The 25,500-nt window shown below is 56.3% G+C and carries 22 protein-coding genes and 1 pseudogene; 8 read left to right on the forward strand and 15 right to left on the reverse strand.

Translation table 11 applies throughout. The features are described 5' to 3' along the window. Positions 1-40: 40 nt before the first annotated feature. From POI8812_RS11250 to POI8812_RS11260, 3 genes are all read left to right on the forward strand, one after another. A complete protein-coding gene (locus POI8812_RS11250; RefSeq protein ID WP_108782699.1) occupies positions 41-1,042 on the forward strand; it encodes a TAXI family TRAP transporter solute-binding subunit in 1,002 nt (333 codons plus the stop codon). Positions 1,043-1,121: 79 nt separating this feature from the next. Beyond that, entirely contained in the window at positions 1,122-3,224 is a 2,103-nt protein-coding gene (locus POI8812_RS11255; protein WP_108783207.1) for a TRAP transporter permease, read from the forward strand. 82 nt (positions 3,225-3,306) lie between these two features. Continuing rightward, positions 3,307-3,858 (forward strand): pyridoxamine 5'-phosphate oxidase family protein, encoded by a 552-nt coding sequence (locus tag POI8812_RS11260; RefSeq protein WP_108782700.1) that lies wholly within the window; start codon positions 3,307-3,309, stop codon positions 3,856-3,858. A 94-nt stretch (positions 3,859-3,952) separates the two neighbouring features. Here the strand turns inward: POI8812_RS11260 and POI8812_RS11265 are convergent, their stop codons facing one another. Together POI8812_RS11265 and POI8812_RS11270 are read right to left on the reverse strand one after the other, a co-directional pair. Continuing rightward, on the reverse strand, positions 3,953-4,987 hold the full coding sequence (locus POI8812_RS11265) for a type 2 periplasmic-binding domain-containing protein (protein ID WP_108782701.1): 1,035 nt from the start codon (positions 4,985-4,987) through the stop codon (positions 3,953-3,955). Positions 4,988-5,320: 333 nt separating this feature from the next. Then, complete coding sequence (locus POI8812_RS11270) at positions 5,321-5,560, reverse strand: helix-turn-helix domain-containing protein (RefSeq protein WP_108782702.1); 240 nt, start codon at positions 5,558-5,560, stop codon at positions 5,321-5,323. Between the two features lie 163 nt (positions 5,561-5,723). Between POI8812_RS11270 and POI8812_RS11275 the strand changes: the two genes are divergently transcribed. From POI8812_RS11275 to POI8812_RS11285, 3 genes are all read left to right on the forward strand, one after another. Continuing rightward, a complete protein-coding gene (locus POI8812_RS11275) occupies positions 5,724-5,984 on the forward strand; it encodes a hypothetical protein (RefSeq protein ID WP_108782703.1) in 261 nt (86 codons plus the stop codon). Further along, positions 5,981-6,376, forward strand: coding sequence for a hypothetical protein (locus POI8812_RS11280; protein ID WP_108782704.1), 396 nt, complete (start codon positions 5,981-5,983; stop codon positions 6,374-6,376). The genes POI8812_RS11275 and POI8812_RS11280 overlap by 4 nt, the downstream gene beginning before the upstream one ends. 233 nt (positions 6,377-6,609) lie before the next feature. After that, positions 6,610-6,840 (forward strand): hypothetical protein, encoded by a 231-nt coding sequence (locus POI8812_RS11285; RefSeq protein WP_108782705.1) that lies wholly within the window; start codon positions 6,610-6,612, stop codon positions 6,838-6,840. A 50-nt stretch (positions 6,841-6,890) separates the two neighbouring features. Here the strand turns inward: POI8812_RS11285 and POI8812_RS11290 are convergent, their stop codons facing one another. The 4 genes from POI8812_RS11290 to POI8812_RS11305 form a co-directional block, all read right to left on the reverse strand. Continuing rightward, a complete protein-coding gene (locus tag POI8812_RS11290; RefSeq protein ID WP_108782706.1) occupies positions 6,891-7,235 on the reverse strand; it encodes a DUF3768 domain-containing protein in 345 nt (114 codons plus the stop codon). 62 nt (positions 7,236-7,297) lie between these two features. Next, complete coding sequence (locus POI8812_RS11295) at positions 7,298-8,278, reverse strand: tyrosine-type recombinase/integrase (protein WP_108782707.1); 981 nt, start codon at positions 8,276-8,278, stop codon at positions 7,298-7,300. Positions 8,279-8,460: 182 nt separating this feature from the next. Further along, positions 8,461-8,931 carry a toxin-activating lysine-acyltransferase gene (locus POI8812_RS11300; protein WP_108782708.1) on the reverse strand — a complete coding sequence of 157 codons (471 nt, stop codon included), beginning with the start codon at positions 8,929-8,931 and terminating at the stop codon, positions 8,461-8,463. A 57-nt stretch (positions 8,932-8,988) separates the two neighbouring features. Further along, a complete protein-coding gene (locus tag POI8812_RS11305) occupies positions 8,989-15,840 on the reverse strand; it encodes a calcium-binding protein (RefSeq protein WP_108782709.1) in 6,852 nt (2,283 codons plus the stop codon). 429 nt (positions 15,841-16,269) lie between these two features. Here POI8812_RS11305 and POI8812_RS17875 point away from each other — a divergent pair, with 429 nt between their 5' ends. Further along, positions 16,270-16,395 (forward strand): hypothetical protein, encoded by a 126-nt coding sequence (locus tag POI8812_RS17875; protein ID WP_281258568.1) that lies wholly within the window; start codon positions 16,270-16,272, stop codon positions 16,393-16,395. Between the two features lie 216 nt (positions 16,396-16,611). Here the strand turns inward: POI8812_RS17875 and POI8812_RS17930 are convergent, their stop codons facing one another. Both POI8812_RS17930 and POI8812_RS11315 read right to left on the reverse strand, forming a co-directional pair. Further along, on the reverse strand, positions 16,612-16,686 hold the full coding sequence (locus POI8812_RS17930) for an integrase core domain-containing protein (protein WP_108783208.1): 75 nt from the start codon (positions 16,684-16,686) through the stop codon (positions 16,612-16,614). 15 nt (positions 16,687-16,701) lie between these two features. Beyond that, entirely contained in the window at positions 16,702-16,959 is a 258-nt protein-coding gene (locus POI8812_RS11315; protein ID WP_108782710.1) for an integrase catalytic domain-containing protein, read from the reverse strand. Positions 16,960-17,804: 845 nt separating this feature from the next. Between POI8812_RS11315 and POI8812_RS11320 the strand changes: the two are divergent. Next, positions 17,805-18,820, forward strand: a pseudogene (locus POI8812_RS11320) (IS3 family transposase); the annotation flags it as partial. Positions 18,821-19,156: 336 nt separating this feature from the next. On the opposite strand, the gene POI8812_RS11325 reads toward POI8812_RS11320, so the two are convergent. From POI8812_RS11325 to POI8812_RS11355, 7 genes are all read right to left on the reverse strand, one after another. Then, positions 19,157-19,354 carry a hypothetical protein gene (locus POI8812_RS11325; RefSeq protein WP_108782711.1) on the reverse strand — a complete coding sequence of 66 codons (198 nt, stop codon included), beginning with the start codon at positions 19,352-19,354 and terminating at the stop codon, positions 19,157-19,159. Then, positions 19,354-20,145, reverse strand: a complete 792-nt coding sequence (locus POI8812_RS11330) for a DUF7227 family protein (protein ID WP_108782712.1) — start codon at positions 20,143-20,145, stop codon at positions 19,354-19,356. Before POI8812_RS11330 ends, POI8812_RS11325 begins: the two co-directional genes overlap by 1 nt. Positions 20,146-20,427: 282 nt before the next feature. Further along, a complete protein-coding gene (locus tag POI8812_RS11335; protein ID WP_162844899.1) occupies positions 20,428-20,967 on the reverse strand; it encodes a CHC2 zinc finger domain-containing protein in 540 nt (179 codons plus the stop codon). 64 nt (positions 20,968-21,031) lie between these two features. Then, entirely contained in the window at positions 21,032-21,916 is an 885-nt protein-coding gene (locus POI8812_RS11340) for a hypothetical protein (protein WP_146186161.1), read from the reverse strand. Positions 21,917-22,063: 147 nt separating this feature from the next. Beyond that, on the reverse strand, positions 22,064-24,235 hold the full coding sequence (locus POI8812_RS11345) for a type IV secretion system DNA-binding domain-containing protein (RefSeq protein ID WP_108782715.1): 2,172 nt from the start codon (positions 24,233-24,235) through the stop codon (positions 22,064-22,066). Continuing rightward, entirely contained in the window at positions 24,232-24,576 is a 345-nt protein-coding gene (locus tag POI8812_RS11350; protein ID WP_108782716.1) for a hypothetical protein, read from the reverse strand. Before POI8812_RS11350 ends, POI8812_RS11345 begins: the two co-directional genes overlap by 4 nt. Next, a complete protein-coding gene (locus POI8812_RS11355; protein ID WP_146186162.1) occupies positions 24,560-25,498 on the reverse strand; it encodes a type IV secretory system conjugative DNA transfer family protein in 939 nt (312 codons plus the stop codon). Before POI8812_RS11355 ends, POI8812_RS11350 begins: the two co-directional genes overlap by 17 nt. Positions 25,499-25,500 lie beyond the last annotated feature (2 nt).

Below are 25,500 nucleotides of genomic sequence, written 5' to 3' on the forward strand. Positions count from 1 at the left end.
CAAGGCCCCTATGCGAGGGGTCAAACCTTGGGAGGACACCATGAAATCCATGTTCACCGCTGCCGTTGCAGCGTCCATCGCGCTGAGCGCGCCGGCTTTTGCAGAGGAAGCCGATTACATTCTCGCAACGGCCTCAACCGGCGGCACCTACTATCCGGTCGGCGTCGCGCTCGCCACGCTGGTGAAAGTGAAGCTTGAACCCGGCGAGGGAATTGGCATGTCGGCCATCTCCTCTGCCGGTTCGGGTGAGAACGTCCGCCTGCTGCGCGAAGGTGAGGCACAGTTTGGCATCATGCAGGGCCTTTACGGCTACTACGCCGCGACTGGCACAGGGCCGCTTGAAGGAGAAGGTCCGCAGGACAACCTGCGCTCCGTCTCGATGCTTTGGCAAAACGTTGAGCACTTCGTGGTCGCCAGCGAAAATGCGGCAACAGGCACGATGGAAGACTTCGTTGCCCTGACAGGCGAAGCCATGGCGCTGGGTCGTCAGAATTCCGGCACGATCGGGTCCAACCGGACGATCATGGGCGGCTTCGGTGTCGATATCGACACGGATTACGAGCTGGTCTTTGGGGGCTATGGCCCATCCGCAGAGGCGCTTCAAAACGGTCAGGTGGAAGGGATCTCGACCCCAGCCGGTGCACCGGTTGGCGCGATCACTCAGCTGATGGCCGCCGCGGGTGACGGCGTCACGCTGCTCAACTTCACAGAAGAGCAGATGGCGACCGCTGACGGGGATCGCGGCCTCTGGACACCTTACACCATCGAGGCGGGAACCTATCCCGGCCAGGAAGAGGATGTGCAGACCATCGCGCAGCCGAACTTCCTTGCCACCTCCGCCGATCTGCCTGAGGAAAACGTGTATCTGATCACCAAGGCGATCTACGAAAACCTGCCCTTCCTTCAAGCCATTCACCCCGCAACCCGGGCCATGGCGATCGAGCGGGCCATTGCTGGCCTGCCGCTGCCGCTCCACCCCGGTGCAGCGCGCTATTATGAAGAAGTGGGCATCGAGATCCCCGAGCGCCTGATCGCGAACTAACTCTCCCCTGACTGACCGGCCCATGCGACTGCGTGGGCCGGTTTTTTATGCATTTTACGATACTCACGAAGGCTGCATCATGAGCACCACTGACCGGGACGAAGACAATTCCCCGATCCGCCACTTTTCTGGACCTGTCGGGCTGGTGCTGACAGGTCTTTGCGTCGCCATTGCCGTTCTGCACATTTACGTCGCTTTCGACCCGGTTCTCAGCGAATTAGAGCGGAATGCGCTTCATTTTGGCGGCTTCGCCTTTCTCGCAGCCATCTTCTACCCCTCGCTGCGCGGCAGCCGCATTGCCCTGGTTCTAGATATCGCGCTGGGCGTTCTGGTCGCGTTGTCCGCAGCACATCTGGCGCTGGCGGAAACCGCGATCTACGAGCGCGGCGTGAAGCTTGCTCCGCTGGACTGGATTGCGACGGCTTTTTGCGTCTTTGGCGCAGTTGAGCTGACGCGTCGCCTGACCGGTTGGGTCATCCCCATTCTGATCATTCTGGCCCTTGGCTATGTCTCCTACTGGGGCCAGTGGATCGGCGGAATCTTTGCATTTCCCGGTTTGTCGGTTGAGAGCGTCGCATTCCGCTCAATCTACGGAGACGACGCAATGTTCGGCAGCATCGCGCGCATTTCCTCAACATATGTTTTCTTGTTCATCATCTTCGGCGCATTCCTCATCCGCTCTGGCGCAGGGGAGTTCGTTATCAATCTGGCCCGAGCCGTTGCCGGGCGCATGGTTGGCGGGCCTGGCATTGTCGCAGTCATCGCAAGCGGGCTGACCGGCACGATTTCAGGCAGCGCGGTCGCAAACACCGCCTCAACGGGCGTCATTACCATCCCACTGATGAAACGGGCTGGCTTCAATCCGAAATTCGCCGGAGGCGTCGAAGCCGCGGCCTCAACCGGTGGGCAACTCATGCCACCGATCATGGGTGCGGGCGCCTTCGTGATGGCAAGCTTCACCCAAATCCCCTACGAGACCATCGTTGCGGTCGCAGCGCTTCCCGCGCTGCTCTACTTTCTGTCCGTCGCATTCTTTGTGCGGATCGAGGCGCGGCGCCAGAACCTGCCGCCGATGCCGTCAGAGGGTCAGACACTGAAGACGGCCTTCATCGAAGGCGGGGCGTCATTCCTGATCCCGATCGCAACGCTGATTGGCCTATTGGTCTCGGGCTTCACACCGACCTATGCCGCCGTCTTTGGCATCATCGCGGTCATTGCGTCCAGTTGGTTGACGCGCAATCCGATGGGCCCCAAGGCCGTGCTGGAGGCGTTGGCCATGGGCACCAAGTCCATGATCCTGACGGCCGTCTTGCTGTGCGCTGTTGGCCTTGTGGTCAATGTGATTGCGACAGCTGGTGTCGGAAATACGTTTTCGCTGATGGTCGCCAGTTGGTCGGGCGGCAACATCCTGATCGCACTCGCATTGGTCGCGCTTGCCAGCCTCGTCCTGGGGATGGGCCTGCCCGTGACGGCAGCGTATATCGTGCTTGCAACGCTTTCCGCCCCTGCCATTGCAGGGATGATTGCAGACAACTTCGTGATTGCTCAGATGACTGCGGGGAATCTGGATGCGTCCGCGAAGGCGATCCTGATGTTTGGTGTGCCAGAGGTCGCGGGCACGCTGGACGGGGCGATGCCACGGGCGGACGCCTCCGCAATCGTGCGCACACTGCCACTGGAGGTTGCTGCACCTCTGCGCGAACTGGTCGTGCCACAAGATGTCGCGATGGTCGCGCTTTTGTCCGCGCATATGATCATCTTCTGGCTCAGCCAGGACAGCAACGTCACCCCACCTGTCGCGCTGGCAGCCTTCACCGCTGCCGCGATTGCGAAAGCACCAGCAATGGGAACAGGCGTCGCGAGCTGGAAGCTGGCCAAGGGGCTCTATATCGTGCCAATCCTTTTCGCCTATACGCCGCTGCTGTCGGGTGATTGGCCGGCAATGCTGCAAGTGTTCGGATTTGCCGTTGTCGGCGTGTATGCGATCGCAGCAGCCCTGCAGGGTTGTATGGAAAAGCCCTTCGGTGTGGCGATGCGCAAGCTGAGCCTGATCGCCGGTGTGGCCTGCCTGTGGCCTGGCCTGCTCGCCCTGAACATTGCGGGGGCTGTCGCAGTCGCGGCACTGCTCGCCTGGAACGTCCGGTCAGCCCCTTCTCAAGTGCCCGTCCCGTCTGACGTCTGACCGGGCCTGCGCCAAAGCACGGCCAGCCCTTGTGAGGCTGGCCGTGTTCGCGTAACGTTCCCTCACCAACGGAGGGAACGAAATGCCGATGGGATCGAAGCTCAACGGAACGTTGAGAGCCTTCATTGAGCGGCAAAAGCTGTTCTTCGTCGCAACAGCGGCTGCAGATGGGCGCGTCAATCTTTCACCAAAGGGCGCAGATGCTCTGCGGATCCTCGCTGATGATCGGCTGCGCTGGCTGAACCTGTCCGGCAGCGGGAACGAAACGGCAGGTCATATTGCACAACTAAACCGCATGACCCTGATGTTTTGCGCCTTTGAGGGAGACGCCTTGATCCTGCGGCTTTATGGCCAGGCGCGTGTTCTGCACCCGCGCGACGCGGATTGGGAGCATGCTGCGGCTGATTTTCCCGCAATGGCGGGCAGTCGCCAGATCTTCGACATGACGATTGAAGCCGTGCAGACGTCCTGCGGCACTGGGGTTCCAATCATGGCGTTTCAGCAGGATCGGGTGGACACAGAGCTGGTGCCCTATTTCGATGATATGGGACCAGCCGGCGTAGAAGCCTATTGGCGAAAAAAGAACACCCGCACGATTGATGGCTTTGACACAGGCCTTTTGTCTGATGCCTGAATATGCAAACCGCCCGAAGTCCCACAACTTCGGGCGGCTGCCCCTCCACCATCCGCATTTCCCACAAATGACGGATAGGAATTGAGAACATTTGTTAGTCGACAGATTGGCGATGGGCCTCAAGTGCGGCGGTAATCGTCGCCACCAGTTCGTCGGCAGGCAGACCAGCCTGCGTCACTTCTTCGGCCCAGATCGCGTGCAGATCCGCACTTCCTGCCCTGAGGTTCGCCAGTTCCTCATCCGAGAATGTGACCGGTGTTATCCCAAAAACTTCAAGCACTTCAGACCATTTCAGGATCAGGTCTTCATAGTTGCGCAAGTAGTGGTCAAGGGCACGCTCGACCCCCACATCCAAAGCCGCCCGATGCGCATCGCTGAGTGCATCAAGCGCGTCAATATTTACGACGACCGGACAATTGACCGATCCCGGATCGAGATTGGTCGTCCACCACCGTGCCAGAGAGATCGTATCGAAGGAAAAATGGGCGTGCTGGGCAAAGGCAACGGCGTCGAGCGTCGCTCCTTCAAGCGCATCATAGGTTTCCGTAGCGGTGAGCGACAGCGTCTCGGCCCCAAACTGCCCGAGCGCCCGGGCGATCCCACCGGTTGCCCGCACCGCACGACCCTCCAGCCAGTTCAGATCCTGTGGTGGTGTCCCGCCGCCGACGAGATTGTACTGGGGCAATGGCGTGGGCATCAGCAAATGAGCGTTCCACCCGGCCATTTCCGCAACAACTGCCTCATGCGCATAAAGGGCGCGCGAAGCCGCCAGTTCCTCACCCAGTGTGCGCACGCCGAGGAAGGGTAGTTCCAGCGCGGTGATCGCGCGGTTCTTTTCGGGATGATATCCCGCACAAAACTGCGCCATCTCGAAGCGACCGGCCTGAATTCCATCAAGATTTTCCCGGTTCGGAGATAGCTCTCCATAAGACAGGTTCAGGACAAACTCACCGCCCGTGGCACGTTCGACATAGCGGGCGAGATGCTCCACATGTTCGGTGAAGGCACGCCGCTGCCCCCAGAGAGACACATCCCATTCGACAGATTGTGCAACGGCGGGCACGGCGAAAGACAGACAGGCAGAGACGAAAAGCGCCGCACGGACGCCCTTAACACATATGGTTCGCATCGGTTCCCCCCGGAACTCTGGTTTGTTTGAACCTTATGTACCAATCCGCACATGCCGAAACCTTGAAGAAACCTGCGCGAAGCCCGGCGAAATCGAGCAGTTTTCCGCGCAATCGAGGATAGGAGTCGCGCGCTGCGAACAAGACGGGCGAACCAAGCCAGCCGTGCGGCCTGCCCCAGGGCAATGCGAATGAGTTGAGAAATGGTGCCCCCACACGGAGCCGACTTAGCAAATTTATCTCTTTTTATTCAGATATTAAGTGGGAAAATAAAGATGCCAGACCACCTTTTAGGCCACCCTAGTCTGCATCACACCATGTAGCCTCATGCGGCTTCAAGCGTCTTCGATCTCTCTGACGAGCTCCGTTGCAGGTACGCCGAGTGCGCCTGATATCTTTACGATAGTGACGATGGTGGCGTTCTTTTCGCCTCGTTCGACCATGCCAATATAGGTGCGGTGTACGCCTGCGCGGTCAGCGAGCTCTTCCTGTGAGAGCTCATTTTGCTGGCGGATGAGGCGGACGCGCTGTCCAAATCTCCGCACATATTTGACGGTTTCAGGCGTGGTCTTCATGCCGCCTAGCTAAGGTGGCTGCATACCATTGAGCTACAGACCATAATTAGCATTGCCGAACTCAGAGCACTGGATGGATCATATTTATAGTATGCATATCGCTTTGCGTTAGATAACTATGGTATGCGCGCGATTATGCGCAGAGTTATCGAAAGGACGCTTCATGAAGGGTATCGCACTTATAGCCAACATTCTCGCGCCAGGCGTAGGCTCGATGTTGATTGGACGCATCGGGCAAGGGTTGGGCCAGATCACGATCTGGGGTCTAGGGCTTCTGATTACTTTGGGGACATTGGGCATCGGCATCGTGATCGGCGCACCCATGATGATTGGTGCTTGGATCTGGGCCATTGTGACCGCTGCAGGTGGGCCGGATCAGACCATCAACGTTCATGTGAATGGATCAGATGGGGGCGCAAAATGAGGGCTGCACTTGTGAGCGGCACCGCTGCGCTGGCTGGTGTCATTGCGCTCTCCGGATGCGCTGCGCCGCTGATGATCGCAGGGACGCTTGCTGCGACAGAAGGGATGGGCACCGCTATGGCGGGTCGCACAGAATTCCGGGGGAGCGACCTCGTACGCATGGCCGACTGGGATAATCGGTACGATCGCAACGTGACCAACCTGTTTGGACACGATGATTGGGTTTGCGCGTATGGTGGCCCCGGCAGCGTGATTTGCGTCCCCGAGGGACAGGACACGATTGAGAATACGGGAAGCGATGTGCGCTTCATGTGTCGGCAAGGATCTGGTGGCTTGATCACTATGACGATGATCAATCAAGATGTCGGTACAAGCTACTGCACGAAGGTCTGATCCATCGACGCCGGTAGGCTTTATGTTCTCATCATCTTTCCATGAGGGTCATGTGCTAGGGTTGGACTGGATGTGATATTATCAATCCGACCTAACCCGCTGGTGACTGCATCTCGGTATGGTCGGTAAATCCGAGAACGTTAATCAATACCCGTTATCAGCGCGCGTTCTTGTTGCGTGGGGAAACCCGCGTAGGGGCCTCGGCTCTGCTGGTAGCGGGTTTTGCTATTCACATGATCCCTTTGAACTCTGAGCTGCAGGCCCGCGCGTTTGTCGATCAGCATTTGCCGCAGAAGGATGCATTGGCCACGCTCGCTACGATTGTCGACATCGCGATGGTCAGGCTGCGCAAGCCGAACATCAAACGAGACGACGTGATCGAAGATGAGCTCATGCTGTGCTTCAACATCCTTGTCGAGATGAACAAGCGCTGCGATCTCATCGACAAGACGGACACCCCATAGAGAAAGCCCCGCATTGCGGGGCTTTTGAATGTTCATCCTCTCCAGTGGCATCAGTACTCGCTGGCCAGCATGATCGTCAGCACGCGGTGCGTCCGCTGGGGATCCGTTGGATCTGGCGTGAACGCATCGAGGGTCTGGTTGTATAGATCAATCTTCCAAAAGCACTTTTGGCCAAATGCCTCGAAGGCTCCGAAGTCATGCTCGCCGTGCGGATCATTTTCTTCGGTGAATGTGTCGAACGTTTGGACGGTGCGGATGATCGTCAGCGGATCTGATCCGTGCTGCTCCAGCAAAGCAGCGATACCGCTGGTGATGGTGATCATGCCTTGGATGCTGCCGTGTCCCTGACGGAACTGATCGTTGTGGGTTCGGATAATATCGGTTGTGTTGGTCATGCGCTCTCCTTCGCGGCATCGACCCAACAGGAATGGTGGGCCGATGGACGAAGGGGAGCGAGCTAGTATCCGATCTTGAGACTAGCGCTTTCACGATGCTTTTGGGCGGTGTGGTTGTATCCCTCAGTCGTGGTGATCGAAGAATGTCCTACAGTGCATTGGATAGCCTCGCCAGTCGCACCAGCCTCATAGGCCGAGGTGATCATCGTGGCCCGCGCCATATGCGGAAAGACATGCTGGCCGATCCCGGCGAGCCGCGCATAGCGCTCGACCAGATTGTAGCATTGTTGGCGACTGAGCGGACGGCCCGGGTGCCCGTTGCGAATGGGTTGCAGCAGAAACGCGTCGGGCTGGTGTCTGTGAGGCGCTTGATCCAGATAGGCACGGATCGCAGCCGCACACTCGAGGTTGATCGCCACCGTGTTGAGCTTGTTGCCTTTGATGGTCAGATGCAGGACAGGGAACTCGGCATCGTAGGTGAAGTCACGCACCCTCAAGAGAGTCGGTTCTGAACAGCGTGCGCCCACGTAAAACAGGATGTGGAGCAACGCGCGATCTCGAAGCCCCTGCAACGTTTTGCCATCGGGCGCGTCCAGTATAGCCCGCACCTGCCGCTTCGAGAGGGTGGGGGACTTGCCAGCCCCAATCCCAGCGTTGCCAGTTTTAGGGCGCTTGATCCCAGCGACCGGGTTCGAGGCCGTCAGGTTCTGATCCGTCAGATGCTTGAATAGGGAAGAAAGCGCCGCCAGTCGGCTCGCCACCGTGGCGCGCGATAGCCCCGCCTCTTCCATCGCAGATCGCCAGGCAATCACATGCGCCTGTTTGACAGCATAGAGATCCTGTGGCGCGGTGATCCCAATGGTTGCGATGAATGATGCGACCGCGAGATGATACGCCGCGCGCGTGTTCTCGGACGAAAAGTTTGCGAGCCAAACTTGCTCTGCTGCAACGTGCGTAAGAAGCTCGAAAGCCGAATGCTCTGCCAACCCGCCAGCCGTGAACTGGATCAGTGCTTGTGATGGGTCATGAGGCGTGTTGTTCATACCCCCCAATCATACCATAACCTATTGACATAAAATAGGTTATGACAAGATATTATAGAAGTCTGGGAACGGAATAATTAGTCGAAGTTCTAAGGATAAGTACTTGAAGTCGACAAATCCAGCTTGCTTATGCTTGACACGGAATTCTACATTCCACCTAACACGCCTTGGCTGAACCGATCTCAATTAGTGATCTGAACCGAAGGGCTGCGAACTCGATCGCGGGCGGCGGACAGGGCTCGATGCCCGTGAGCATAGTGTATTTGAAGAAGATTAGACCCTGGTTTGGCTCGCAGAAACCTTCCGACATCATCTGGAAAGACAGTGTTTCTAAGATCGCGTGAGATCTGTTTAGCATCACCAAAAGGAGCAACAAAATCAATCAGCCAGATCCGCTCCCCTGATTTCCAGTTGTCCGGTGTAAGACTGCCGGGGTTGCGGACATAGGCCTCTTCCACCTTGGCGGATAGCCGTGCCCAAGTCACAAAGCCAATCGGCTTTCCTCGCTTGTGGTAGATCCTGTACTGCCGCGCCTTCAAAGCCGGTGTCAGCCATTGATGTACGCTGTTGATAGGCCAGTTCTTGTGAATCTCTGATCTGCTATAGAGCCAGACCATCTCTCCAAATACTGCGCTGGCTGATGGGTGACTCATCGAAATTTGTCTTTCTTACCCTGTGGCCTGCGGATCACCGAGCTGGCTAAAGTTCACTCAAACGAACTGGAAATCGTCCTCGGACAGCGCGCTCGCCAGAACCCCTGTCAAGATTACTGAACCGGCACCATAGTCGATGTCGGCATGTCCGCTGCTATCCGTTCCAATGACAAGATCATCGAAAGTGATCCCAGTGAAGCTGAGTTGATCTGTACCAATGGCAAAGTCTGTGACCCGGTCGGTGCCGCTCGTGAACTCGAACGAATCCGCGCCCGCACCACCGGTCAGCACATCATCGCCGCTGCCGCCCGAGAGCCTGTCATTGGAACTGCTCGCAATGATTGTATCATCACCCGCTGCGCCAAAGAAGTTGTCATCCAAGTAGCTCGATGAGCTTATGTAGTCGTTCCCATCGGTGCCATTGACCCAGGTATTGGCGGTGATATCGGCTTCGCTCCAAATCTCACCATCGGCAAACTCAATGCTTTCCAACCCGAAGCCATGGGTCGTGCTGTACCAGTACTGGTAGTCGACCTTGATCTTCTCCCCGCTTGTCAGGATCTCGATATCCATGTGGTGCTTGAAGCTGCCTGTGATGTCGCGGCTCAAGGCAACCTCATCGGCTGTCACATTGGTGAAGATCAGATGATCCAGCTCAGAGAGTGAAGCGCCACCATCATAGAGAATGTCATCACCGTCCCCGATACCCCAGATATAGGTATCTGATCCGGTGCTGCCGCTCAGGCTGTCTGATCCTGCGCCACCCCTCAAATGGTCATCAGATGTGCTTGCGATGATGGTGTCGTCACCAGCACCGCCGAAGAAGTTATCATCGAGATAGCTGGCAGAATTTATGTAGTCGTTCCCGTCAGTGCCATTCACCCAGGTATTCGCGGTGATATCGGCTTCGGTCCATACTTCACCATCGGCAAACTCAATGCTTTCCAACCCGAAGCCATGGGTCGTGCTGTACCAGTACTGGTATTCTATCGTCAGCTCTTCGCCAGTCGGTTCAATCAGAAGCTGCATGTGATGCTTGAAGGTCGCCGTCACGTCCCGGCTCAGGCTGATCTGATCGGATGTTACATCCGTCAGGACAAGTCGGTCCTGCTCCAAGAGGGACTCGCCGCCATCATAGATGACATCGTCTGCATCGCCCGTGCTCCACACAAATGTATCGTTCCCTGCATAACCTGTAAGCTTGTCCAGTCCTCTGCCGCCCGCCAGGACATCGTCACCATTTGCGCCTGTTATGTGGTCGCCAGCGTCCCCTGACACTACGATCTGGGTCTTGTTGATGCCTTCGACCAAACCGGCCGGGTCTTCGAGAAGATCGAAATATTGCTCCAAGCCGTTCTCGAGGTCTCCCTTGAGGATCAGGTCGCTGAACTCGAGTCGTTCGAACTTATCAAGCTGGAACTGCACGGCACCGCTTACCCAATCAAGCCGGGTATAGCCTGCGACCTCTGATCGAGCCGCGTCAGAGCTCCTCGCGGTCGCCAGTACCAGATGCTTTCGTTCCAGGCCATCTGTGACTGAGTAGTCTCCGTGCCCGATTGATGCATCTGCAACGACATTGATCGTTCCATCCCGTATGTCGACGAGGCGGGCGCCATCGAAGGCAAGCAGTCCGTTTATCTCCGCTGCGGTATAGAGGCGTCCTTCAACCTGAATACCTTCGACAACAACGCCACTCGCCCAGTCAGTAAAGGTTATTCCGTCGGTCGTGCCCGCCAGTTCCAGTCGCAGGTCGTCACCGATCATCCTGAACTTTACGGCTTCGGCCGATATGGACTGCCCGAAGGCGACTACATCATCTGCAGCATTTAGAACGCTGCCCTGATAGATGTCGGACCCATCCCAGCGGTCGAAGCGGATCTCATCCGCACCCTCGCTCGCTGTGATTGTGTCTTGCCCCCGGCCACCAATGAGAATGTCTACACCTGCGCCCCCATCGAGTAAGTCATCGCCGGCGCCGGCCATCACCATATCGTTCCCTGCGCCCCCGATGAGCTGATCATCTCCGGCTCCGGCGGACAGAATGTCGTCATCGGCACCGCCATCGATCGTATCGTTGCCATCACCGCCACTGATTGCGTCATTACCCGCACCAGAAGCGATCGAGTCGTCGCCCTGACGCCCAAACACGAAGTCAGCCCCGCCAAAAGCGATGATGACGTCATCGCCTGCGAAACCGTCATACCACTCAGCAGCATCCGTGCCGGAAAGTGTATCATCGGACTGATCAGAAAGAGCCGTGGCGCCAAGCGCATCGGCACCGAGATGGGTAGCCTCGATCTGGCTTATGTCGAAATCCAATCCATCAGAGAATTGCATGACGTCGATACGTTGCGTTGCGAGCGCCCAATCCTGCACAGTCAGCCGATCGGTTATGTCTGCAAGGATGGGATTCGCGTCCCCTCGCGATGTGATGAAAATTTCCATATCGTCACCAACGCGGCGGAAGACTACATCCTCGATGTCGATGCCAAAATCGAGCACGAGCTTGTCACCGCCCGGTGCCGACTGGTCGAGGCCAACGGTGCTGCTGCCAGCATCGACAATCAGGTCATGTCCGTCGCCACGCGAGTAAACGTAGTAGTCATCCCCGAGACCGCCTTCGAGGGTATCTGCGCCGGAGCCGCCGAGAAGAATATCTGTCTCATCACTGCCCAGCATGACGTCATCGCCTTCTAGACCAGACAACCAACCGGTCCCATCAAGCGTGTTCGCATTTCCGTCGCCGGTCTGGGCACCCTTGATCTGACTGAGGTCGATGGAGAACCCGTTGTTGAACACGAGCGTTTCCACACGCATCTCGAGATTGTTCCAGCCAAGCACAGTTAGGCTATCGGTGGGGTCAATATCTGCTTCAGTGGGTTCAAGCTCGACGATCAGAGAAAGTTCCCCGTTCTCTGCGGAATATTCGGTGGACACGATGAGATCACTCAACTCGATCGCCTGGCCGAGCTGGATCGTGTCACTTCCACCATCGACGATGGTGAAGGTCGCACCGGAACGCATTTCGTTGACCCAAGTCAGGGCACCTGAGCCATTCTCACCTTTATAGCCACTTGAAGAGCTCGAATAGTCTTCGCTGTCTCCGCTGTGATAGTATGCGCCTGTCTGGCCTGGCGCGTTGTCAAAGAGGAAGATGCCTTCATCAATGACATCATGACCGTCGCCACGATTGAAGAGGTAGATGTCATTACCGCGTCCCCCCATGAGGCTGTCATCCCCGGCGCCACCACTCATAATGTCGGCTCCGGCATGTCCGCGCATGCTGTCATTGCCCAGACCGCCTATCAGCCGGTCATCGCCGTCTCCGCCGTTCAGCGTATCATCGCCAACGCCACCAAGCAGTTGGTCGTCGCCAACCCAGCCTATGAGGTTATCTGCGCCGTCGCCTCCGATCAGGACATCTTCGCCACCGTAGCCAATCAACATGTCGCCACCGCCGCTCCCGATCAGGACATCGCGTCCATCGCTGCCGCTCAGCGTATCGTCAGAACTGTAGCCAGATTGAACTCCAGGCGCGTCAGAGAGGTTGATCGCGAAGCCGTCACTGAAGCGCAGAACTTCAACTCGGGTCTGCAAGCTCGTCCAAGATTGAACGTCCAGTCGATCCGAGAACAACGCAACATCGTCGACGGCGACGTCATCTACCATCTCGTGCAAGCCGATTGTCAGCGTTCCAGATGGATCGACGCCTAGCCAGACGTCAGAGGAGGTGATGCCATGACCAAGTTCGATGGTGTCCCAACCGGACTCAGTGACGGTGAAGGTCTGATATGCCGTGTGATAGACCGTACGTGGCACGTAGTGGTAGTCCTTGCCTTCTGGATCTGCGTCACCTTCGACGAGGTCCCATTCGGTGCTTTGATAGGTATAAGCCTGTGAGTAGCTGTAGGAATTGCCTTCCTCGATAATCAGATCATGGCCATCACCGCGCCCGAAATGATAAGTATCGTCTCCGACGCCGCCTTCCAGAGTGTCACTCCCGCTTCCGCCGTAAAGAGTATCGTTGCCAAGCCCGCCTTGCAGACGGTCAGCGCCTTGACCGCCGATGAGCTGGTCGTGCCCGTCGGCACCGATGAGCGTGTCGTCACCCTCACCCCCAGACACTGTATCATTGCCATCTTCTGCACGGACGAGGTCATTGCCCACCCCTGCGCTCACATAGTCCCTGCCGGCACCGGCGGAGGCCACGTCGTCTCCTGCACCCAGCAGCAAGATGTCATCGCCGGCACCTGCAAGCACGGTGTCGTCCCCTGCACCTGAGTTCAGCCAGTCAAACTCACCCGTGCCAAGGAGGAGATCGTCACCTCCAAAACCCGTCGCGGCATAGGCGATATCCGAGATGTCGAGCCGCATCCAACCGCCGGCAAGCGACAGTGTCTCGATACGGTTCTGAGCGTTGTCCCATTCTTGAATGCGGAGAGTGCCATCGAGAAGCTCAACACTTTCATCAACATCCGTCGTCTCGTCATCGTCAAGCGCCCGTACCCCGAGGATGGCATCTACACCCTCGATGGTGAGCGTCACATCGTCCAGCGAAACCCCAAAGCCAAGATCAAGCTCATCGAGCCCACCACGATTAGCCTCGATATCGGCGACAAGCGTGTCGTCACCCTGACCTCGACCAAAGGCCAGATAGTCATTGCCGGCGCCTAGGCTGATCAAATCACCGCCACTGCCACCACTGAGATAATCGTCGCCCGAACCTGCTGTCAGCGTGTCAGCACCCGAACCGCCAAACAGACGGTCAGCACCAGATCCTGCATCCAGATCATCATCACCATCGTCGCCAGTCAGGATATCATTGCCGCCAGCTGTCTGGAGCGTATCAGCCCCGCCGTTGCCGTAAAGCACGTAGTCTGTGTCATTGGACAAACCGGCGAGCTGATCCGCTTCATCACCAGCCGTTACAGCCTCAAACCCCAGCGCTGAAACATCGGACAGGATTAGCGAGGCGCCAGCTGACATGATCAAGCGGTCATAGCCGTCGCCACCCGTGACGTTACCTGCGGCTACATCATCAGCAGAATCCGCAAACACAACATCATTGCCTGCACCAGCGTGAAGTTGATCAGCCCCCTCCCCACCGGAGAGCAGATCATCGCCATCGCCACCGGTCAGAACATCATCGCCTCCCGCTCCATCCAAAATGACGGCCTTCGTCATCCCAGCAGCGTCCAGCGTATTGGTGCGATCATCGCCGTAGGCTGCTATCAGATCACCGCCTGCCTCACCGCCTCCAAGCAGGATGATCTGCGCCGCGCCTGCATTATCGAGGCCCTCGGCTTCCCAGATTTCGGCAAACTCGCCACGTTCAAGTTCAATCTTGTAGCCGGTTTCGGTCTCCACCTGACGCCAACCATGTACGTTGTAGGACAGCGTGACGTCGCCAACACCGCCTTCGACGACCACACCGTCGCGAACATAGGACGCGAAACCGTGCACGGTATTGCCCAGCACAGAGACGTCATCATCATCTTCAGCGTAGGCACTGCCGTCATCGTAGGTCAGGTTGATTTGGGTAATGTTCCAGTCATTCTCGGCATTGGCATCATCATCCGCGAGCCGCTTGAGCTCGCCGTTATCGACTTCACCGTCCTGATCCAGGTCCTGCCAAACCTTCATGGACCCCCAGACAGCATCATTGCTGTCGAGTACGCCGTTGCCATCAGTGTCGAAAATCTTCGCGCCGGTGTCGTCTTCAGCTTCCGCGAGCGCTTGAAGGTCGGTTACGTCGCCAGAAACCCACTCTGTGAAAGCCAGCTCCTTGGCCTGATCGATAACACCATCACCGCCATCTGCAGTGATATCTCCATTCGCATCAAGGTCGATGACCAAAAAGCCATCGTCTGCCGCTGCCCAAGAAGTCAGCTCGCGATAGCCATCCCCGTCGTAGTCAAATGCTACGTCAGAGTTGAAGTTGACGTTGACGCCATCTTGATCAAGATCGATGATCACTGGCCCAGCAGTTGCCGATACAAGATAATTTTCTTGCTCTCGAGTTAGACTGCCTCCCATTGCCTCTCGCGCTTCATCAATAACGAAGTTAGCATCGCGATGATCCCGCTCACTCTCACCAGAAACACCGGAATGATTAGGAAACAAATTTGGGTTTGAATTAAATCCGAGGCTCAGCTCGGGTTGAGGTTCAGGGCCAGCAATTTCAACAGTTCTAATCCCTTCAATTTCGGGTGGCGGCCCCAAAACATCATCATGGCCTCCATTATCAATTTGGCGGATTGCGTCGACTATCTGTGCCAATCCGCTAGCGGCTTCTGCTCGCGCACGCTGACTGTCCATGAACTCATCATACTGCGATTGTGGAACCGTAAGCCGAAACGTTTCGCGCCCTAGACTTCTGCCGTCGATGCCATAATCGCGATACTCGAATTGAACAATTAATGCGCCTTCACCGTTAAAGAAATCAGTACCGATGGTGTTAACTTGGACGGTCGCCGCCGATCCGTCGTCGTAAAAATCTGTATAGGAGACAGGCGCGTGTCGATCAACATACGGAGTAATAACATTATCGATGTAGGCTTCTACTCCGCGATCGACGGCCATACCGGCCACAAACCCCACACCAAATGAGGTCGCACCTATCCCGACCGCCCCTGCCGACGCACCCAGCCGCATCGCACCTGACAAGGCAGTCGCCCCAACGCCAGCTCCGTAACCAGCGACTTCTGAGACTTCAATACCTCCTTCTGCCATAAACGCGATGCCAATAGCGTGCCCCTTGGCCAATTGGCTCACACGAAAACCAGCCGGCACCTCGAACTCAGACCCATCTACTAAAATATCTTGAACGGTAAAGACCACAGATGCAAAAATGTCCGCATCACTCACAACTCCACCGTTGTGGCCTTCAGGATCAAAATCTTGAGGCATCTATTTTTTTATCCAGTTCAGAATTATCACAAGAACTACGATTGACGAAGATACAAATGCCGGTATTGATAAGTAACTCTCCCTAGGGAAGAATCCGTTCGCAAAGCCAATAGAAGTAACTATAAATATAGAAAATACGAATATTCTTACTGGCAGCGATGCGCCATTTATATCATTTAAGAATTTTATAGATAAAATTTTTTCGATAATTTTCATACTTCTTTATTCCTCTGATATCGAAAATGCGTGCACTACCCTCTCTTTAAAAATCGATATACCATACAAAGAATACTATTTCGTGATTTTTGACACGATTGAGGAAATATATTTTTCAGTTAGAAATATTTAATTGCTGAGGATCCACATTCGCCGATCGCCTTGGGCTGACTTTCATGATTCTGCGGCTTTGTCATTTTAGGGATGGATGCCATGGGTCTGCGGAGCCTTTTCGGTCTTTCGCAGCATCGAGAGCGGCTGTCGAATGTTCGCGATCCGCTTGAAGCGCTGGAAGCGGCGGTTGAATTCGAGTATTTTCGGCCGTGGCTGCTGGCCTGAGCCGCGGCTTTCCTCCAATCTTTGGGGAGATTCGTCGGTTCATATCTGCCCTCATGCGGCCTTGGTTTCCAGTTTCGATTTCAGTGCAAATTCCTGTGGCGTGAGATTGCCGAGGGCCGAGTTGGGTCTGTTGCGGCTTTAGTCAATCTTCCAGGCTGTGATCTTCTCGCGGGCCTCGGCTAGCGACGAGAACAGAGTTTCGTTCGAAAACTCGCCCTAGAAGCTGCCGCTGAAACTCTCGACAAAGGCGTTCTGGATCGGCTTGCCGGGCGCGATGTAATGCCAGTCAATCCGTGTATCTTGGCTTCATCTGAGCACCGCCATGCTGGTCAGTCCCATGCCGTTGTCGCTGACAATGGTTCTGGGCCGTCCGCACCGCGCCATGATCGCCGTGAGTTCGTGGGTGACACGCAGCCCGGAGAGCGATGTGTCCGCGGCCAGCTCCAAGCATTCCCGGCTAAAGTCATCTACGGTGACCAACACCCACAACCTGCGCCCGTCGGCAAAGGCATCAAAGACAAAATCCAGACTCCAGCGTCCATTGGGCCTTTCCGACACCAGCATCGGTCAGCGCGTCCCGAGGGCCCGTTTCCGGCTGCCGCGCTTTCTCGCTTGCTGCTTTTCTTCGCCGTACAGCCGACGGATCTTCATCTGGCTCACTCACCATCCCTGCCGTTCCAGCATCACATGCACCCACCTGTAGCCGAACCGGCGGCGCTCTGCCGCCACGGCCTTCATTGCCTTGCGCAGATTTGCATCGTCCGGACGCATCTTTTGATACCGCACACTCGACCGATCGACGGCCAGAACAGAGCAAGCCCGCCGCCGTCACACTTTACTTCTCCCCACCCCACGATTAAACTCAAAAAAAATATAAACAAATATAAAAATAATATGCCTGCAAACTGAAAATAAATATGCGAAAAAATTTCTCAAAAAAACCACGTATTAATCAATCCCATAGGAAACCCCAAAATTAATTATTTTATCTCGATTTTCTATAATTGGGATTTATAATAATTTATCATATAATATAGAATATTGATAATTAAATTCGGTACAAAAAGCTCTCGCATATATGATTTTATTATAATATTAATTATTCATCTATTTTAGACAATTCCCATACATTTCTCATTTTTCAATATTCATTTTCTACAACATAAGCTTATTCGTGATTAGATTCACTTAGATACTGACACGGATGGCGCCCAAGCCACGTTAATATCACTCGGCCACTTCTTGCGAGAAGGGATGTGGATCTGGGCGGAACAGTATCCCCTCATAAGGGTTGAAATTTCTTTTCAGAAGCGAGCTACCCCTCGAAATTCGGACACTGACGTAAGCTGCTATTTGTTGTCTGCTGATCTTCAACACGAAGGAGATCAGAGATGTCGAAACGGTAGCAACATCATCCAGATTATAAGGCCAAGATCGCGCTGGAAGCGCTGAAAGGCGAAGAGACGGTCAGTGAGTTGGCCAGTCGGTTTGGCGTGCATACAACGATGATCCATTAGTGGAAGCGCTCATTACTTGAAGGCGCATCGGGCGTATTTGAGCGTAGCGGACGGAAGGCACCAGAAGTCGATGAGGAGCAGGTCGAAGACCTGCACGCCAAGATTGGGGAGTTGGCCGTCGCCAACGATTTTTGGGCCAGAAAGCTCAAACATTGGATCGGCAAGTGAGGCGCAAGATGATTGAGCCGAAGGGCGAAAGTGAGATGAACCTCGATCTGATACGCCTGATCGACAAGCAGTTCCTGGAAATGCCGTTTTTCGGCGTGCGTCAATTGACATGGCACCTGCGCAATGGAGATCATCTTGTGAATGAAAAGCGCATTCGTCGCCTTATGCGGCTGATGGGCCTTATGCCGATCTACCAGAAGCCCAACACCAGCAAGGCTGCGAAAGGCTACAAGATTTACCCCTATTTGCTGCTTGGCCTGCGGGTGGACCGACCCAATCAGGTCTGGTGCGCTGACATCACCTATCTGCCAATGCGACGTGGCTTTCTATATCTCGTCGCGATCATGGACTGGCATAGGCGCAAGGTGTTGGCGTGGCGTATCTCAAACACACTGGAAGCCGAGTTCTGCGTGGATGCGCTGAATGAAGCGATCCACAAGTTCGGTTCACCCGAGATCATGCATACGGATCAGGGCAGCCAGTTCACGTCATTTGCTTGGACCGACCGCCTGCGTCGATCCGGCATCCGCATCTCAATGGACGGCAAATGCCGGTTCCTCGACAATATCTTTGTCGAACGACTGTGGAGGTCGCTGAAATACGAATGCGTTTATCTACACGCATGGAAGACCAGATCAGAGGCCAAAGCCGGCATAAAAAAGTGGATCGACTTCTACAACCACGAGCGCCATCATTCCGCCCTTGGCGGCCAACCACCCGCCGTGGTTTACTGCCTATAGAACGAAGATATGCAACCCGATCAGCAGGAGCAAAGAGTAGCTTAAATTACGCGGAAAACTGTCCAAACTTCGGGGAGCAGCTCACTACGCTTCATCTAAATGGCCTGCGCACAACCATTGCTTTAGAATTCAACCAAATTATGACAGAGGAGCCCATGGTAGTTGGGGGCCACGGGATCCGGGTATCCAAGTGTGGGGGCAATAGCCGGATCCCTATGACCTGCAGGGTGATGTAGGGGGGGAAGTTCCCACCCTGCGACAGATCGACAACGACCTACCCAAAAGTGTAGTCAGCCCATGTGATGTAAAAACGTCCTAAACGTGTCTTTTTACAGTCTACCGCTCACCCCATTTCTTTTCCCAACTCTTGCGGCCTTTGCGCGGTTGGTGGTGCAGGTCGACACCGGTGAGTTCTTTCAGGGCATAGAGACCGACGAGGGTGAGTTCTTTGCCGACGCCGGTGGCAACATCGCGACGGTCTTTTTTGATCTGCGCGCGGGTTTTGCCGCCACGGTTGATGCTGCCCAGGCCCATCAGGATGCCTTCCCCTGCTGCAGTGTGGTGCCGGTCGCTTGACCAAGCCGAGCGTGTGCGTTCGAGATACCAACGCCCTTCTCATTGGCCTTCTTGCCAAGAGCCGGGAAGCCGATGATGGCTTTCCGCTGTTTGGCGCAGATTCCACATTCCGCACAGGTGATTTTGTGCTCCGGCAGGCTCGCCGGGCAGATGATGACAGCATCCCGCTCGCAATGGTTTCTCATTGTGCAAGCATCTGCAGGCAGGATCGTGGTCACCGGCGCGATGTTTAGTCGAGCCAGTTCCCAGGCATGAGCTTCATCATTTGCACTGAGATTGACGGTGAAGCCTGCCTGGTTAGCCTCCCGCACAAGCCGACGGTTTTCGAGGTTATCGAGCACATCATAGTGCGTGTATGTGAAGCCGCGCCGCCCGGTGTTCGCCTCCGTGATCAATGCAAGCGAACGCTCATCAATCGTCTCTTGATCGGTGCTGTAGAGATCACCGGCTTGGTTATGCCGCCACAGTGTCCCTTCTGGCAGGTCACGGATGACCTGCAGCAGCGTCTCGAGACTATGAACCTTGATCTGACCCTTCTTGAAGTCGTCACCGACATTGAGGCGATCCAGCTTGCTCCAGATGAAGCCGCCTAGAAAGCCATGCTCCGCGTAGCAACCACTGGAACGGTCGTCCCGCGCTGTCTTGCGCAACGGGCATGCGGTCGGGCAGGTCATGCGCGGACTGGTCGTAACCATGATCGGCCCGGTCTTGCGGTTGTAGGACTTTCTGGTGATGAGGAATTTCTGCATTTTTGAGTGCCTTCTGGTTGTTGAAGACACCCAATTGAACGGAGATTTTGCGCCCGTCACCGAGCGCGATTTGGGCTCATGGCGCGGGCTGAGCGGCCATGTTTCGCTATGAGGAGAGGCAAAAAACACCGGGTCTTCTGCAGCTTGATCATGAACGTGGCGGATCTGCAACGAATGTGCAGTCGCGCTATGACAGAAGTCTCATGCGGACGCTCGCGGGCAAGATAAATGGCCCCGCATTGGGGGCCAATTTGCTTCGACGTTTTGTTCGCCTCGGATTGCCTACATCACCCATTTCGGGGGCAGCTTTGCCTCTGTGATACCGATGTAGCCTGCGAGCGTTCCATCCATTGTTCGGATCGGGACGGCGACCGTCCCGCGCATTGTACCGCGCGGAGCATAGCCGATGCCGAGCGCCTCGGCGTCAGCGGCGTCCAGGCCCAAGGCTTCGACGGCCATGTGATCCGTCTCAAGATATGTGAGGGGAGCGAAGCCGCCACGGGCTTCCCTCCCCTCTTCTGGCGAGGGCGTTGCAGCCTTCTCCAGTGGCACGGTGCCTGACAGGAACTGTGCGGCATCTTTGAGGGTGCATTCGTTCACGAGCTGCACCAGCGCGAGGACATCACCGCCCTTCTGCAGGGCGAAGGAATACCAAACGCCCTTCACGGGCGTGATGACCAGCGCGCGCTCCCCTCCCCCACCGGACGGGCATGGCCCGCGCAATGCGTTGCCAGCGCGCTTGAGCTCAAGGCCCAATCGCTCGGCCACCTGTTCAATAGGGTTGTCGGCTTTCACAGCCTCGAAGTCGATGAATGTAGACACCACGGTCTCCTCTTAAAGGTCGTCCGCGCGTCATTGTACCATGGGAGCCAGGATGCCTCGGGCCTCAGCGCCTCTTGAGCGTGACCCGATTGATCTGCTCCGGCGGCAAGCCGATGCGCAGCCAAGGCGCATCGAAGATCTCAGGCATGGTCGGCACATCTTGCGTGCCCACGACGGGCACTGCTTGGCCAAGGAACAAGTGGCTTTGTTTGACCACGCTGCGGGCCACGGCGAACTTGCCTTTGATCTGCTTGGCTGTTGGCGCAACCATCATGACCCGCAGATTGCCGATCCCCAGATTGGCATAGACCTGCTGCCAATCCACGTCGCGATACTGCTTGATCTTCTTGCGACTAGAACTCTGCGTCGAAGCGGGATCGTCATCGTCGAACCGGCTGTGCGGTTTGTTGTGCTCCGCCTCAATGGCGAAGTAGGCCCGCTTACCGTTTGGGTATTCCACGCCCGCAAATCCGTCGGGCACCAAGGTATAGGGCACGACCTTGCGGGACTTGCGATCCGTGTATTCGGCATGGCGCGGGAAGATGAACGGTGTGGCGCTTGTCGCCGTCGCCAGCATCTCTTCTGCCGCAATAAGGCGGCAGCCAGCGGCCTCGGCTCCGATCTTGAGATTGGACAGCAGGTCGATGGTCATCATGCCGTGCTCCCATTCGGTGCTCAGCTTGATGTCGAGCCCACCTTCGAGGAACAGATAGCGCGGCGGCAAATCCCGGCCCGCCAACAGGGCGAGCCCCCGCTTCGTAAGCAGGTATGTATCACACTCGTAGAGTCCACAGAGACGCTTATCGAGCAGCCCGTGATCGAACAGCAAGCGAAGGCTGTGTGAGAGGCCCCGCTGGTGACGATGTGGCAGGTGCATGGCGATGTGGTGCGAGCGCAGCGCCCGGAACTGATAGACCAACTCCAAGACCTCAAAGAGGGTTGGAGCCATGGTCAGCGCCGTTTTGGGCGGGACGCGTTTGAAGCGAGGTCTGCGCATGCTCTCGGTTTGGCTCGCGTTTTGCGGCGCGTCAAAGGATGGCATGGGCAGCATGGCGCAAGCTGATCGAAGTGCGCATGCATGCAGTATAGCAAATAGTTAGTCTAAATTTTGCGGGGCGTCTGGATCGACACTCCGATCAGACAGATCGTCGCCTTTTGAGCTGGACTGCGACCGGTGATCGGCAGTGGTAGGCCTAAACTCATGCCGCGCAGGAACATCATCACGAGAAGTTTCGTCCTGCAGCCCGTCAGCACTTCCCTGCGCTGGCGCATCACCATCCGCCCCTACGGACGCGTCAGCCCAATAGCTGTCATAGTCCGATACTGTGTCAGAGGCAGCGTCCACTTCTGGCCCTTCGGTATCCTCAGCAGCTTCGTCTTCTCGATATGGGGTGTAGTGGTACTCTGCCAGCATGTGGAATTTGAGGGTCTGAACATAGTCAGGATCTTCCTTCATCTGCCCTTCCAGCAAACCCGGCGTGACCTTGTATGTGCCCGTTCCATTGTGCTTCAGCCACGCCGCGAAGGTGAGTTCCGGCACGCCGCGCAGCATATCGGCGTCCATGTCCATTTCCTTGGCGAGCTTGCCCGCATCCCCAGCACTCACCCCACCCGCGAACTTGATTGAGGTCAGACCGTTGATCATCTTGTCGATCCCGGCCCGTTCAAGCTGGTCGAGCTCCTGGCAGGCCGTCACCATGCACAGACCCCGCTTGCGGCCCTGCTCATAGAGGCGGCGGATGATTGGGCTGTCGGAGAGATATTCGTGGGCCTCGTCTAAGTAGAGATAGACGCGCTCCTTGGTCTCGGGCCGCGCGAGCACTTCCATCGCAATCTGGGCAAAGCAGTATTTGCCAAAGAGCTGTGCGCCCTCGTCCCCAAGCACCGCTTGGGCGGTGTTGATCAGAATGATCTTCTTGTTGCGGATGGCTGCGGGAATATCGACCCGACTCTCAGGCGCGTTGAACATCCCCTTGAGCGTCCGACTTTCCATCAAGGTGAACAGGCGGCGCGCCACCTCTTGCCGTGTCGTGCGGTAGCTGTTGCTGGCGCGCTTGTCGTTCGGATCGCAGAGGTAGCTGGTCACAAAGGTTCGGGACGTGTCGTCCAGCTTGTCGACATGCTCGGCATAGGGCTCATAGCCCTGCTGCAAGATGGACAGGGCTGTGTCGAAGTTTGCATTCGGAATGACCATCAGAAAGCGCGACAGGAAACGGTAGAGCGTCGATTGGGTGGTCGTCAGCGCGGTGTCGCGGGCCGCGAACATGTGCTCGTAGAGCGCTACCGCCATGCGCACCTTCTGCTCATCCTCGGGCCGATCCGTCCGACCAATCGAGAACGCGCTCAGCGCCAGAGGCTGCGCGATGTTGCCGCCATCCAGATACATGCAGCGGCCCCAGTCCACTACATGAAGCAGCTTCTCTAGCATCGAGCCCTGGCTGTCGATAACGATCACGCAACTGGTTTCATCCTCGAAGTCCTGCAGCAGCATTTGCTGCAGGCACTGAGTCTTGCCATGACCTGTGCCCGCGATGATCGAATGGTGCTGGGTGCGCAAGCCATGCGGGATCTCGATGCTCTCGTCATGCTGCATCTCCGCCATACGCACGAGCGGCGTGCCGCGCAGATAGGCTTGGATAATGTCGTCACCCTTATAGTCGCGCGGGGCGGTCTGTTTCTGGGCATTGTAATTGTCGTCGAGCTGCTTGGTGGTGTTCGGCAAGAAGGGCCTTCCATCCCCCAATGTCTCCACGGCGGTGTAGATGAGATTGGCCACATTGTCCGTTGTCGGCGGCTCCGCGCAGAGCGTCACCACGCGGCAGATATGCGCTAGCCGCTGCGAGTAGTCATCAGGTGAGACTTGATTGAGGAAGTCGCGATACCGCCCGCCTTCAATCGTGTCGCATAGGGTTGGCGGCTCTGGCGGATAGCTGTCGAGTTGCTCCACCTCAACCAGCGCCTTGGCGATCTCAAGCTGCAAGTAGCCATTCTCATCGTCCTCCTCCGGCACGCCAAGGTGATCCAGTAGGAACGCAGCGATGTCGATGGAAGTGAACTTGCGCTTCACCTCGCGATACAGCGTCCAGGTGCGCTCTTGCGCCTGCCGCTCACGCGCGGCGGGCGATTTGGTCTGATGCCAGTAGATTGTGTAGCCGATACCAGCAGGAACGGCAGCCACGGCGACGACGGATCCCATAGCAACGATTGCAACGGCTATGACTACAAAAATAGCGGCGACGATTACCCAACCGAGAGCATCCTCGATCAAAGTTCGAACTCTTCCTCGCCTTCGCTCATTTTGGCCTCAAGAACGTTCTTGAGGCGGATCAGCATTTCCTTCACCTGATTGGTGAACCCGGACGCGTCGATAAAGTCGACAAAATAGGCTTTCATGTCGAAGCCTTTTGCGAGGTCTGCAACGGTAATTGTGACGGCCGTGTCTGCGTGGTGAGTAAACGGAACATCGAAGAGCTCCTGCTTCATAAATCCTGCTGCCTGTGCCGCAGCGATCTCCTCTTCGCTCATTTGAACCGTGACACGTACGACATGCACTTCCTTCTTAAAGATCAACCCAGACTTCTCGGTGCTCGGCTTAAAGGATACCTTCATCTTCTTTCTCCCGTGGAACAGTCACGCCATCTGGCGCCATCCGATCCTGCGGAATGGATCGGTATCGGAAGGACGTTAACTCATCTAAACGCGCCTTCGATGACATTGGCGCTAAAAATTGAGACAAATCAGCAGCATCTTGCTGCGAGACGCGAAAGACAAAGCGCGCACTGCAATTGCCCATCATCGCCGACAACAGCTTTGGATCGAACTGATCCAAGTATTGATGCGACAGCGTCAATGAGATCGACCCTGTGGTCAGCATCTTAATTAGCGTGCCGCGCGCAAAGAGGTTTGCGTCCTCTACGTAGATTGAGAACGGCGCGTCGATGATCTGCGCCAGATAGCTGAGCAGAAGCGATCCGATCAGCGCCACCGTATCCGTGCCGTACTCTGAGATGGGCAAACGTACCAGTGTTGTCTTGTCGGCCAGCGCGCTCAAGCGCAGGCCTTTGCGGTTGACCGACAGAAGCCGGTGCACGCGACCATCCAGCAATAGACCGATGAACTTATTCAGCGTGCTCGCTGTCTCGCCCCGACGGTCGCGCTCCCCCATCGCCTCAAAACTTTGCCAGAACTGTTGCACCAGTGGTGTCTTGTACTGAAGCCGGTCTCGGAACCCGGCATCTGTCAGCAGCTTCGGCGCATCGGTCAGGTTGAAGCCATTGTCAATCAGCGCCGCTGCCGTGAAGGTCAGATACATCGACATCACCGGCGTGGTCATGTCGTCGTACCCGAACGCGTCCTTGATCGCTTGCGCGAAGAAGCCCGGCGCGAGCTCTGCTGCAATCGGTTCCGCCAGCGGGTTCCAGCGCGTCACCTTCGGGTCGAACAGGAAGTCATGGTCGATCTCCAAGTCACCCTTCGTGTCGATGACCAATCGTCCCGGCGTGGTGTCGCGCTGGAACAGCTCAAAGAGCAACG

Source organism: Pontivivens insulae (assembly GCF_900302495.1).
In the GTDB taxonomy this organism is placed as follows: domain Bacteria; phylum Pseudomonadota; class Alphaproteobacteria; order Rhodobacterales; family Rhodobacteraceae; genus Pontivivens; species Pontivivens insulae.

Excerpts from the sequence above, each read along its gene's own strand:
- POI8812_RS11250 (WP_108782699.1), top strand. The coding sequence starts at position 41 with ATGAAATCCATGTTCACCGCTGCCGTTGCAGCGTCCATCGCGCTGAGC.
- POI8812_RS11255 (WP_108783207.1), top strand. The coding sequence starts at position 1,122 with ATGAGCACCACTGACCGGGACGAAGACAATTCCCCGATCCGCCACTTT.
- POI8812_RS11260 (WP_108782700.1), top strand. The coding sequence starts at position 3,307 with ATGCCGATGGGATCGAAGCTCAACGGAACGTTGAGAGCCTTCATTGAG.
- POI8812_RS11265 (WP_108782701.1), bottom strand. The coding sequence starts at position 4,987 with ATGCGAACCATATGTGTTAAGGGCGTCCGTGCGGCGCTTTTCGTCTCT.
- POI8812_RS11270 (WP_108782702.1), bottom strand. The coding sequence starts at position 5,560 with ATGAAGACCACGCCTGAAACCGTCAAATATGTGCGGAGATTTGGACAG.
- POI8812_RS11275 (WP_108782703.1), top strand. The coding sequence starts at position 5,724 with ATGAAGGGTATCGCACTTATAGCCAACATTCTCGCGCCAGGCGTAGGC.
- POI8812_RS11280 (WP_108782704.1), top strand. The coding sequence starts at position 5,981 with ATGAGGGCTGCACTTGTGAGCGGCACCGCTGCGCTGGCTGGTGTCATT.
- POI8812_RS11285 (WP_108782705.1), top strand. The coding sequence starts at position 6,610 with ATGATCCCTTTGAACTCTGAGCTGCAGGCCCGCGCGTTTGTCGATCAG.
- POI8812_RS11290 (WP_108782706.1), bottom strand. The coding sequence starts at position 7,235 with ATGACCAACACAACCGATATTATCCGAACCCACAACGATCAGTTCCGT.
- POI8812_RS11295 (WP_108782707.1), bottom strand. The coding sequence starts at position 8,278 with ATGAACAACACGCCTCATGACCCATCACAAGCACTGATCCAGTTCACG.
- POI8812_RS11300 (WP_108782708.1), bottom strand. The coding sequence starts at position 8,931 with ATGAGTCACCCATCAGCCAGCGCAGTATTTGGAGAGATGGTCTGGCTC.
- POI8812_RS11305 (WP_108782709.1), bottom strand. The coding sequence starts at position 15,840 with ATGCCTCAAGATTTTGATCCTGAAGGCCACAACGGTGGAGTTGTGAGT.
- POI8812_RS17875 (WP_281258568.1), top strand. The coding sequence starts at position 16,270 with ATGGGTCTGCGGAGCCTTTTCGGTCTTTCGCAGCATCGAGAGCGGCTG.
- POI8812_RS11315 (WP_108782710.1), bottom strand. The coding sequence starts at position 16,959 with ATGCTGGTGTCGGAAAGGCCCAATGGACGCTGGAGTCTGGATTTTGTC.
- POI8812_RS11325 (WP_108782711.1), bottom strand. The coding sequence starts at position 19,354 with ATGGGCCTGGGCAGCATCAACCGTGGCGGCAAAACCCGCGCGCAGATC.
- POI8812_RS11330 (WP_108782712.1), bottom strand. The coding sequence starts at position 20,145 with ATGCAGAAATTCCTCATCACCAGAAAGTCCTACAACCGCAAGACCGGG.
- POI8812_RS11340 (WP_146186161.1), bottom strand. The coding sequence starts at position 21,916 with ATGGCTCCAACCCTCTTTGAGGTCTTGGAGTTGGTCTATCAGTTCCGG.
- POI8812_RS11350 (WP_108782716.1), bottom strand. The coding sequence starts at position 24,576 with ATGAAGGTATCCTTTAAGCCGAGCACCGAGAAGTCTGGGTTGATCTTT.